The sequence below is a fragment of the Kitasatospora sp. NPDC034035 genome, assembly GCF_055575755.1.
The window spans coordinates 1-10902 of the sequence record NZ_JBVISA010000078.1; the positions used below are offsets into that span (position 1 = coordinate 1).

Below are 10902 nucleotides of genomic sequence, written 5' to 3' on the forward strand. Positions count from 1 at the left end.
CCCGTGGGCGGGGCGGTTGTCGGTGGCCGCGGTGAACGGCCCGTCGTCGACGGTGGTGTCGGGTGACGCGGACGCGGTGACGGCACTGGTCGACGCGCTGATGGGTGAGGGGGCGCGGGCGCGTCTGATCGAGGTCGACTACGCGTCGCATTCCGCGCACGTGGAGGAGATCCGCGAGCGGCTGCTCTCCGATCTGGCCGGCATCGTTCCTGTCTCGGGTTCGGTGCCGTTCTTCTCGACGGTGACGGGTGGTTGGCTGGACACGAAGGCTTTGGACGCGGAGTACTGGTACCGCAATCTGCGGGAGACCGTCGAGTTCGGGAAGGCCACGGAGACGTTGTTGGGGGAGGGCTTCCGGTTCTTCGTGGAGTCCAGCCCGCACGCGGTGTTGTCGGTTGCGGTGGGGGAGTCGGTGGAGGCCGCAGGTGTGGATGCCGCGGTGCTGGGGACGCTGCGTCGCGGGGAGGGCGGCCTGACTCAGGTGCTGCGGGCGGTGGGCCGTGCGTGGGAGCGAGGGCTGGGGGTGGACTGGTCGGGTGCGTTCCCGGGGGCGCGGCGTGTCGAGCTGCCTACCTACGCCTTCCAGCGCAGCCATTACTGGCTCGACGTTCCGACCACGAGCTGGGACGTCGCCTCGGCGGGTCTCGCCACGACCGGGCACCCGCTGCTCGGTGCGGCGACGCAGGTCGCGGACTCCGATGAGCTGCTGCTCACCGGTCGGATCTCGCTGCGTACCCACCCCTGGCTCGCCGACCACGCGGTGTCGGGCGTCGTCCTCTTCCCCGGCACGGCGTTTCTCGAACTCGCGCTGCGCGCCGGGGCCGAGGCGGACTGCCCGGTGGTCGAGGAACTCACCCTCGGATCGGCGCTCGTGCTCCCGGAGGAGGGAGCCGTCCACCTACAGCTCCGGGTGGCCGCACCCGACGGCGACGGTCGGCGCAGGCTCGGCGTGTTCGCCCGTACGACACGGGACGCCGACGCGCCCTGGACCGAGCACGCCACCGGCACCCTGGCACCCCGGCCCGCCAGGGACCCGGCCGGAGCCGCGGCCGGTCTGCTGAGCTGGCCGCCGTCCGGTGCCGAACCCGTGGACACCGGCGACCTCTACGAGCGCTTCGCCGAGGCCGGCTACCACTACGGCCCCGCCTTCCGCGGCATCCGTGCCGCGTGGCTCCGCGGCGGCGAGGTGTTCGCCGAGGTGGTGCTGCCGGAGCCGCAGCACGCCGACGCCGCCGGATGCGTGCTGCACCCCGCGCTGCTGGATGCGGCCCTCCAGATCGCCGCACTGCTGCCCGACCAGGACGGCCGGGCCCGGCTGCCCTTCAGCTGGAACGGCGTGACCAGCGGGATCACCGGGGCCACCACGCTGCGCGTGCGGCTCGCCACCGACACGCCGGACACCGTGACCCTGCACGCCCACGACCTGTCCGGACGGCAGGTGCTCGGCGTGGAGGCCCTGCTGCTGCGGCCTCCGGCCGCCGGCGGGCCGCTCTCCGCGACCGCCCACGCCGACCTGCTGTACCGCCTCGACTGGACCCCGGCCACCGACCCGGCCGACGGCGCCGTGCCCACCTGGGCCGCCCTCGGCGGTGCCGTCCCCGGCGCGGTGTCATGGCAGGACATCGGCGCCCTGGGGGCCGCCCTCGAAGCGGGCGCCGCCCTCCCCGAGGTGATCGTGGCGGCCATCGCCACCGCCGACCTGCCCCACCCCGCCGACCGGGTCCGGGCCACCGCGCACCAGGGCCTCGCCCTCGTGCAGCAGTGGCTGGCCGACGAGCGGTTCGCTGCGGCCAGGCTGGCCCTGCTCACCAGGGACGCGGTCCGTACCGGACCGGTCGACCGTCCCGTCGATCCCGCCCAGGCCGCCCTGTGGGGCCTGGTGCGCAGCGCGCGGGCCGAGCACCCCGGGCGCTTCGTCCTCATCGACGCGGCCGGGACCGGCGAGCCGGCGGACGCCCTGCCTGCGGCGCTCGCCGCCGGGGAACCCGAGCTGGCGCTGCGGACCGGCCCGCCGCTGCTGCCGCGGCTGGTCCGCGGCGGCCGGCCGGACGGCACGCTGTCCCTGCCGGACGGCGCCGCCTGGCGGCTCACCACCGACGGCCGGGGCTCCCTCGAGGACATCGCGGCGGAGCCCGCTCCGGCGGCCCTCGCCCCGCTGGGCAAGGGTGAGGTACGGATCGCGGTGCGCGCCGCCGGGCTGAACTTCCACGACGTCATCGCCGCGCTCGGCCTGGACCCCGACCCCGAACAGCAGGGCCTGGGCAGCGAGGGCGCCGGAACCGTCATCGAGGTGGGCCCGGGTGTGGACGACCTGGTACCCGGGGACCGGGTGATGGGGATCTTCGGGGGCGCGTTCGGCCCGACCGCCGTCGCCGACCGCCGTACCGTCGCCCGGATACCGGCGGGCTGGTCCTTCGCCCGTGCCGCATCCGTGCCGGTGGTGTTCCTCACCGCCTACTACGGCCTGTTCGATCTCGGCGGACTGCGGCGCGGGGAATCGGTACTGGTCCACGCCGCGGCCGGCGGTGTCGGCATGGCGGCGGTGCAACTCGCCCGGCACGCCGGTGCGCGGGTGTTCGCGACCGCCTCCCCCGCCAAGTGGGACGTCCTGCGGGCCGGCGGACTGGACGCCGCGCACATCGCCTCGACCCGTACCACCGACTTCGCCGAGACGTTCCTGACGGCCACCGGCGGGCGGGGCGTCGACGTCGTACTCGACAGCCTGGCACGGGAGTTCGTCGACGCCGGTCTGCGGCTGCTGCCGAACGGCGGCCGGTTCGTGGAGATGGGCAAGACCGACGTCCGCGACCCCGAGACGGTCGCCCGGCAGCACCCCGGGGTGCGCTACCGGGCGTTCGACCTGATGGAGGCCGGTCCGGAGCGCATCGGCGAGATGCTCGCCGACGTCCTGGACCTGTTCCGGCAGGGAGTGCTGCGTCCTCTGCCCGTCACCGGCTGGGACGTCCGGCAGGCCCCGGCCGCCCTGCGCTCGCTCAGCCAGGCCCGGGGCGTCGGCAAGAACGTCCTGCTGCTGCCCGCTCCGCCGGACCCCGAAGGGACTGTCCTGGTCACCGGGGCCACCGGCACCCTGGGACGGCTCCTGGCCCGGCATCTGGTCGTCGCGCACGGCACCCGGCACCTGCTGCTGGCGGGCCGCCGGGGCGGATCCGCCGACGGTATGCCGGAGCTGGTACGGGAACTGACCGGGCTCGGGGCGTCGGTGACCGTCGCAGCCTGCGACGTCGCCGACCGCGCCGCGCTCGCCGCCCTGCTCGGGTCGGTGCCCGCCGCGCACCCGCTCACCGCCGTCGTCCACGCGGCCGGTGTCCTGGACGACGCCACGATCGCGGGGCTGACTCCGGACCGGCTCGACCGCGTCCTGCGGCCCAAGGCGGACGCGGCGCTGGCCCTGCACGAACTCACCCGGGAGCTCGACCTCGCGGCGCTGGTCCTGTTCTCTTCGGGCGCCGCCCAGTTCGGCGCGGCCGGGCAGGCGAACTACGCCGCCGCCAACGCGGTCCTCGACGCCCTCGCCGCCGAACGCCGGGCCGAGGGGCTGCCCGGCCTGTCCATCGGCTGGGGCCTGTGGGAGGAGCGCAGCGAGATGACCGCCGCGGTCACCGCGGGCCGGGGCGCCGGGGCGGGCGCGCTGACCTCGGCGGAGGGCCTCGCCCTGTTCGACGCGGCACTGGACTCCCCGTACGCCTACCGGCTCGCGGCCAGGATCGCCCCGTCCGTGCTGCGGGCGGACGACCGACTGCCCGCCGTGCTCCGCGGCCTGGTCCGCCCCGCCCGTACCGGTTCCGCCTCCGCCGCGGCGCCGGCCCGCTCGATGGCGCGGCAGCTCGCCGAGCTGCCCGAGGCCGAGCTGTACCGGACCCTGCTCGACCTGGTGCGCGGCAACGCCGCGGCGGTGCTCGGCCACAGTTCGCCGAACCTGATCCGCCCGGCCCGCCCGTTCAAGGACGTCGGCTTCGACTCCCTCACCGGGGTCGAACTGCGCAACCGGCTGGTGTCCTCGACCGGGCTGCGGCTGCCGGCCGCGCTCGTCTTCGACCACCCCACCCCGGAGGCACTGGCACGCCACCTCGCCGAGCGGGCCGCCGCCGCCCGCCCGACGGGCGACGCGGCGGTCCGGGCCGGGCTCGACACCCTGGAGGCCCTGCTCGACGCCCTGCCGCCGGACGGCGTCAGCGACGAACTCGCCGCCCGGATACGGGAAGTGCTGTCCCGCCCGCTGCCCGGCGGGACACCGGCCACCACCGCCCGCCCCACGGGTGACTTGGACGACCTGGCCCCCGACCTGATCGAGGCGGCCAGCGACGACGAGGTGTTCGACTACATCGACCGGCAGTTGGGATCCGCATGACCAGGGCACCGGTCCACGCCGTCCGCGCACCCCGCGCAGCCCGAGACGAAAGCAGCGGTGTCCAGTGAGCGACCAGAGGATGCGCGACTACCTCAACCGGGTGACCATCGACCTGCGGGACACCCGGCAGCGGCTCCGGGAGGCCGAGGCCCGCACGAGCGAGCCGATCGCGATCGTGGCGATGAGCTGCCGCTTCCCCGGCGGCGTCCGCACCCCCGACGACCTGTGGGAACTGCTCGCCGAAGGCCGCGACACCATCGCGCCGGTCCCCGGCGACCGGGGGTGGGAGACCGCCTGGCCGTCCGGCGGCACGGTCCCCGGGCGAGGGGCGTTCCTGGACGGCGCGGCGGACTTCGACCCGGAGTTCTTCGGCATCTCGCCCCGTGAGGCGGTCGCGATGGACCCGCAGCAGCGGCTGCTGCTGATTGCGTCCTGGGAGGCCGTCGAGCAGGCCGGCATCGACCCGCTCACCCTGCGGGGCAGCCGTACCGGGGTGTATGTCGCGGCCATCGACCAGGGGTACGCGACGCTGGGCTCCGGCGCGGCCGAAGCCGTCCAGGGGTTCCTGATGACGGGGAACTCGATGAGCGTGATGTCCGGGCGGGTGTCCTACGCGCTCGGTCTCGAAGGCCCGGCCGTCACCGTGGACACCGCCTGTTCGGCCTCGCTGGTGGCCCTGCACCTCGCGGCGCGGGCCCTGCGGGCCGGTGAGTGCTCGCTCGCGCTCGCCGGCGGGGTCAGCGTGATGGCGCTGCCGGCGGTGTTCGTCGAGTTCAGCCGGCAGGGCGCGATGTCCCCCGACGGCCGCTGCAAGCCGTTCGCGGCGGCCGCGGACGGCACCGGCTGGGGCGAGGGCGTGGGGATGCTGCTGCTGGAGCGGCTGTCGGACGCGCGCCGCAACGGCCGTACGGTGCTGGCCGTGCTGCGCGGCTCGGCCGTCAACCAGGACGGCGCCAGCAACGGCCTGACCGCCCCCAACGGCCCCTCCCAGCAGCGGGTCATCCGGGCGGCCCTCGCCGACGCCGGACTGACCGCTTCCGAGGTCGACGCGGTGGAGGCGCACGGCACCGGTACCACCCTCGGCGACCCGATCGAGGCCGACGCGCTGCTGGCCACCTACGGCCAGGACCGGCCCGCCGGGCGTCCGCTGTGGCTGGGGTCGCTGAAGTCGAACATCGGGCACACCCAGGCCGCCGCCGGGGTCGCCGGGGTCATCAAGACGGTGCTCGCGCTGCGGCACGGCGTCCTGCCCCGCACCCTGCACGTGGACGCGCCCACCCCGCACGCCGACTGGTCCTCGGGCGCCGTCGAACTCCTCACCGAGGCCCGCGACTGGCCCGCCGTCGACCGGCCGCGCCGGGCCGGGGTGTCCTCGTTCGGCATGAGCGGCACCAATGCGCACGTCGTCCTCGAACAGGCACCGGAGCCGGAACAGACCGACGGACCGGAAGCAGCGACCGACGGCCCGGACACCGCAGCCGGAGCGGGCGCGCCCGGGGCCGTGCTGCCCTGGGTGCTGTCCGGCCGCACCGCGTCCGCGCTCGGGGACCAGGCGGGCCGGCTGCGCGCCCGGCTCGCCACGGACGCGCCCGCACGGGCGGCCGACATCGGGTTCTCGCTGGCGACCACCCGGTCCGCTTTCGAACACCGGGCCGTGGTGATCGGCGACGGGCGCCCCGCACTGCTGGACGGCCTCGCCGCCCTGTCCGGGCCGGGCACGGACCTCTCCACCGCCCCGGCCACGCCCGCTGACGTCGTCGCGGGCACCGGCCGGGTCGTCGAGGGCCGGACGGCACTGGTGTTCCCCGGCCAGGGCTCCCAGTGGGCCGGCATGGCGCGGGACCTGCTCGCCACCAGCCCCGTGTTCCGGGACCGCCTCGCCGCCTGCGACGCCGCCCTCCGCGCCCATGTCGACTGGCGGCTCCCCGCCGTCCTGGAGGGCGCGCCCGGGGCACCCTCCCTGGAACGGGTGGACGTGGTGCAGCCGGTGCTGTGGGCGGTGATGGTGTCACTGGCCGCGCACTGGAAGTCCTGGGGCGTCCGGCCCGACGCCGTGGTCGGGCACAGCCAGGGCGAGATCGCCGCCGCCGTGGTGGCGGGCGCGCTGAGCCTGGAGGACGGGGCGAAGGTCGTCGCCCTGCGCAGCCGGGCCATCCGGGCGCTGGCCGGACTCGGCGGCATGGTCGCGGTGTCCCTGCCCGAGGACCGGGTCCGCGCCGAGATCGCCCCCTGGGCCGAGAAGCTGTCGGTGGCCGCCGTCAACGGGCCCGCCGCCGTGGTGGTCTCGGGCGAGACCCAGGCCCTGGCCGAACTGCTCGCCCACTGCGCCGCACAGGGCGTACGGGCCCGGTCCGTACCCGTGGACTACGCCTCGCACTCGGCCCAGGTCGAAGGGATCAGGTCCGAGGTGCTGGCCGCCCTGGCCGGCGTACGCCCGCTCCCGGCCCGGATTCCGCTGTTCTCCACCGTCACCGGCGACCGGCTCGACACCACGGTCATGGACGCCGACTACTGGTACCGCAACCTCCGCGGGACCGTCCGCTTCGATGCCGCCGTCCGCTCCCTGATCGAACAGGGCCACGAGGTCTTCGTCGAGGTGTCGCCGCACCCGGTGCTGACCATGGCCCTCCAGGACACCGCCGAGGCCACCGGCGCCGAGGAGCCGCCCGTGGTCGTCGGCACCCTGCGCCGCGACGACGGCGGACTGCGCCGGGCCCTGCGCTCGGCCGCCGAACTGTGGGTGGCCGGCGCGGCCGTCGACTGGTCCGCGGTGTACGCCGGCACCGGCGCCCGCCCGACCGCTTTGCCCGGATACCCCTTCCAGCTGCGGCGCTACTGGCTGGAGCCCGAGGCGGCGCCCGGCACCGGACCGGCCGCCGCCGACCCGCACGACACGGCCTTCTGGCACATGGTCGACCACGACGCCCCGGCCGAGATCGCCGCCCACCTCGCCGTCGACGAGGACGCCCTCGCCCCTGTCCTGCCCGCCCTGCGAGGCTGGCGCAAACAGCGGCGCGACGAGAGCGTCATCGACTCCTGGCGCTACCGCATCGGCTGGCAGCCCCTGCCCGACCCGCCGGCCGCCACCCCCGCGGCCGGCACCTGGCTCGTCGTCCTGCCCGCCGGACACGACGACGACGCACGGCTACGCGGCCCGCTGCTCGCCCTCACCGAAGCGGGCGCCACCGTCGTCACGGCCGAACTCACCGCCGACGCCGTCCGCCGCACGGACCTCGCGGACACGCTCGCCACCGCTCTCGGCGACCGCGTCCCGACGGGCGTGCTGTCGCTGCTGGCCGCCGACGACCGGCCCCACCCCGACCACCCGGCCTTGCCCACCGGGACGGCACTCACCGTCGCCCTGGTGCAGGCCCTGGGCGACCTCGCCCTCACCGCACCCCTGTGGTGCGCCACCGCCGGGGCCGTGTCCACGGGCCAGGACGACCCGGTCACCCACCCCCGCCAGGCACTGGTCTGGGGCACCGGACTGGTGGCCGCGCTGGAACTGTCCGCCCGCTGGGGCGGACTCATCGACCTGCCGCCGAACCTCGACGCCCGCGCCAGGATCCGCCTCGCCGCCGTCCTGACGGCCCCCGGCACCGGCCCGGACGGCCTCGGCCGCGAGGACCAGCTCGCCCTGCGCCCCACCGGCCTGCTGGCCCGCCGCCTCCGGCGCGCCCCCCGGAACGACAGCCGTACGAAGCACTGGAAGCCCCGGGGCACCGTCCTGCTGACCGGCGGCACCGGAGCCGTCGGCCCGCACCTCGTCCGCTGGCTGGCCCGCAGCGGCGCCACCCACCTCGTCCTGCCCGGCCGCCGCGGCCCCCAGGCACCCGGCGCGGCCGAACTCGCCGCGGAACTGGCCGCCCTCGGCGTACGACTGACCCTGCCCGTCTGCGACCTGGCGGACCGTCAGGCGGTGGCGGAACTGCTCACCGGCCTGGACACGGCGGGCGACCCGGTCACCGCCGTCGTCCACGCGGCCGCGTTCGTCGCGCTCGCCCCCCTGGACGGCACACCGATGTCCGCGTTCGAACAGATCGTCGCCGCCAAGGCCGCCGGCGCCGAACACCTCGACGCCCTGCTCGACCGCGAACTCGACGCCTTCGTCCTGTTCTCCTCGATCGCCGGAGTCTGGGGCAGCGGCGACCACGGCGCCTACGCCGCAGCCAACGCCTACCTCGACGCCCTGGCCCAGCACCGCCGGGCCCGCGGCCTCACCGCCACCACCGTCGACTGGGGCATCTGGCAGGCCGAGAACCCCTTCCAGGACCGCATCGCCGGAGCGGACGCCGATCTGTTCAACCTGGAGCAGCACGGCCTGCCCCGGATCGCCCCCGACCTCGCGGTCCACGCCCTGCAACAGGCACTCGACGACGACGAGACCGTACTCGCCGTCGCCGACGTCGACTGGGAGCAGTTCGCCGCCGTCTTCACCTCCACCCGCCGCAGCCCGCTGCTCACCGGCATCCCCGAAGCCCGCCGCGCCCTGGAAGCCGCGACCGGCGACACGGAGGCACCCGCCGCCGCACTGCTGCGCCAACGGCTCGCCGCCCTCGCCGAATCCGAACAGCACCGCCTGCTGCTCGACCTGGTCCGCATCCACGCGGCAGCCGTCCTCGGCCATCCCTCGGTGGACGCGATCCGGCCCGGCATGGCGTTCCAGGACATGGGCTTCGCCTCCCTCACCGCAGTCGAACTCCGCAACCGGCTCAACACCGCCACCGGACTGCGGCTGCCGTCCACGCTGATCTTCGACCACCCGTCGTCCACCGCGCTCGCCCGGGAGATCCGCGCCGAACTGCTCGGCCGGCAGGCCACCGACCCGGACGCCGCCGCGCACCCGCCCGCGCCCGACGACGAGCCGATCGCGATCGTGTCCATGGCCTGCCGCTTCCCCGGCGGCATCGGCACCCCCGAAGACCTGTGGCGCCTGCTCGCCGACGGCGGCGACGCCGTCTCGGACTTCCCCACCGACCGCGGCTGGGACATCGACGTCCTCTACGACCCCGACCCCGACCGCCCCGGCACCTCGACCACCCGGCACGGCGGCTTCCTGCACGACGCCGCCGAGTTCGACGCGGAGTTCTTCGGCATCTCGCCGCGCGAGGCCCTGGCCATGGACCCCCAGCAGCGGCTGCTCCTGGAAACCACCTGGGAGGCGATCGAACGCGCCGCCATCGACCCGGCCGCCCTGCGCGGCAGCCGCACCGGAGTGTTCACCGGCGTCAACTACGCCGACTACGCGGCCGTCGTCGCCCAGTCGGAGGAAGGAGACGGCCACCTGCTCACCGGCAGCGCACCCAGCGTCGTATCCGGCCGGGTCGCCTACACCCTGGGCCTCGAAGGCCCCGCCGTGACCATCGACACGGCCTGCTCCTCCTCACTCGTCGCCATGCACTACGCCGGCCGGGCCCTGCGCGGCGGCGACTGCTCCCTCGCCCTGGTCGGCGGCGTCGCCCTGATGGCGACCCCCGGCGCCCTGATCAGCTTCTCCCGGCAACGGGGACTCGCCGAGGACGGCCGCTGCAAGGCCTTCTCGGACGACGCGGACGGCATGGGCATGGGCGAAGGCGTCGGCGTCCTGCTGCTGGAGCGGCTGTCGGACGCCCGCCGCAACGGACACCCGGTACTGGCGGTGGTACGCGGCTCCGCCGTCAACCAGGACGGCGCCAGCAACGGACTCTCCGCCCCCAACGGTCCGTCGCAGCAGCGGGTGATCCGGGCGGCGCTCGCGGACGCGGGCCTGACGGCGTCCGAGGTGGACGTGGTGGAGGCACACGGCACCGGCACCACCCTCGGCGACCCCATCGAGGCGCAGGCCCTGCTGGCCACCTACGGCCAGGACCGGCCCGCCGGACGGCCCCTGCTGGTCGGCTCCCTCAAGTCCAACCTCGGCCACGCCCAGGCGGCATCGGGTGTGGCGGGGGTCATCAAGACGGTGCTGTCCATGCAGCACGGGCAGGTGCCCCGCACCCTGCACGTCAGCAGGCCCTCCGGCCACGTCGACTGGACGCGTGGAGCGCTGGCCCTCGCGACCGAGCAGCAGCCCTGGCCGTCCCACGGCCGCCCCTTCCGGGCCGGAGTGTCCTCCTTCGGCCTGAGCGGCACCAACGTCCACACCATCCTCGAACACACCCCCCTGGAGGACGACGGCCCGCCGGCCGAGCGCACCCCCCTGCCGGCGGTGCCCTGGCTGCTGTCGGCGAAGAGCCCGCAGGCACTGCGCCTCCAGGCCGACCGGCTGCGCCGCCACCTGGACGGCAACCCCGGGGTCGACCCGCGCGACATCGGATCCGCCCTGCACACGCGCACCGCCTTCGAGTACCGGAAGGCACTGGTCGGGGACCGGGACCAACTCCACACCCTGCTGGGCCGGATGGCCGACGACGACTCGGGAGCGTGGGACGGCGGTCGCCCGGTCGACGGCCGTTCGGTGTTGGTGTTCCCGGGTCAGGGTTCGCAGTGGGTGGGGATGGCCGCGGAGCTGCTGGCCGGGTCGGCTGTGTTCGCGGGGCGGATGGCGGAGTGCG

2 protein-coding genes are annotated in these 10902 nt (G+C 75.5%); both read left to right on the forward strand.

Annotation, left to right across the window (positions count from 1 at the left end):
* On the forward strand, nt 1-4369 hold a 4369-nt coding region (locus ACZ52J_RS42310; RefSeq protein WP_465626746.1), incomplete at its 5' end, for an SDR family NAD(P)-dependent oxidoreductase.
* A gap of 79 nt (nt 4370-4448) precedes the next feature.
* The coding region (locus tag ACZ52J_RS42315) for a type I polyketide synthase (RefSeq protein ID WP_465626748.1) at nt 4449-10902 on the forward strand (6454 nt) is incomplete at its 3' end.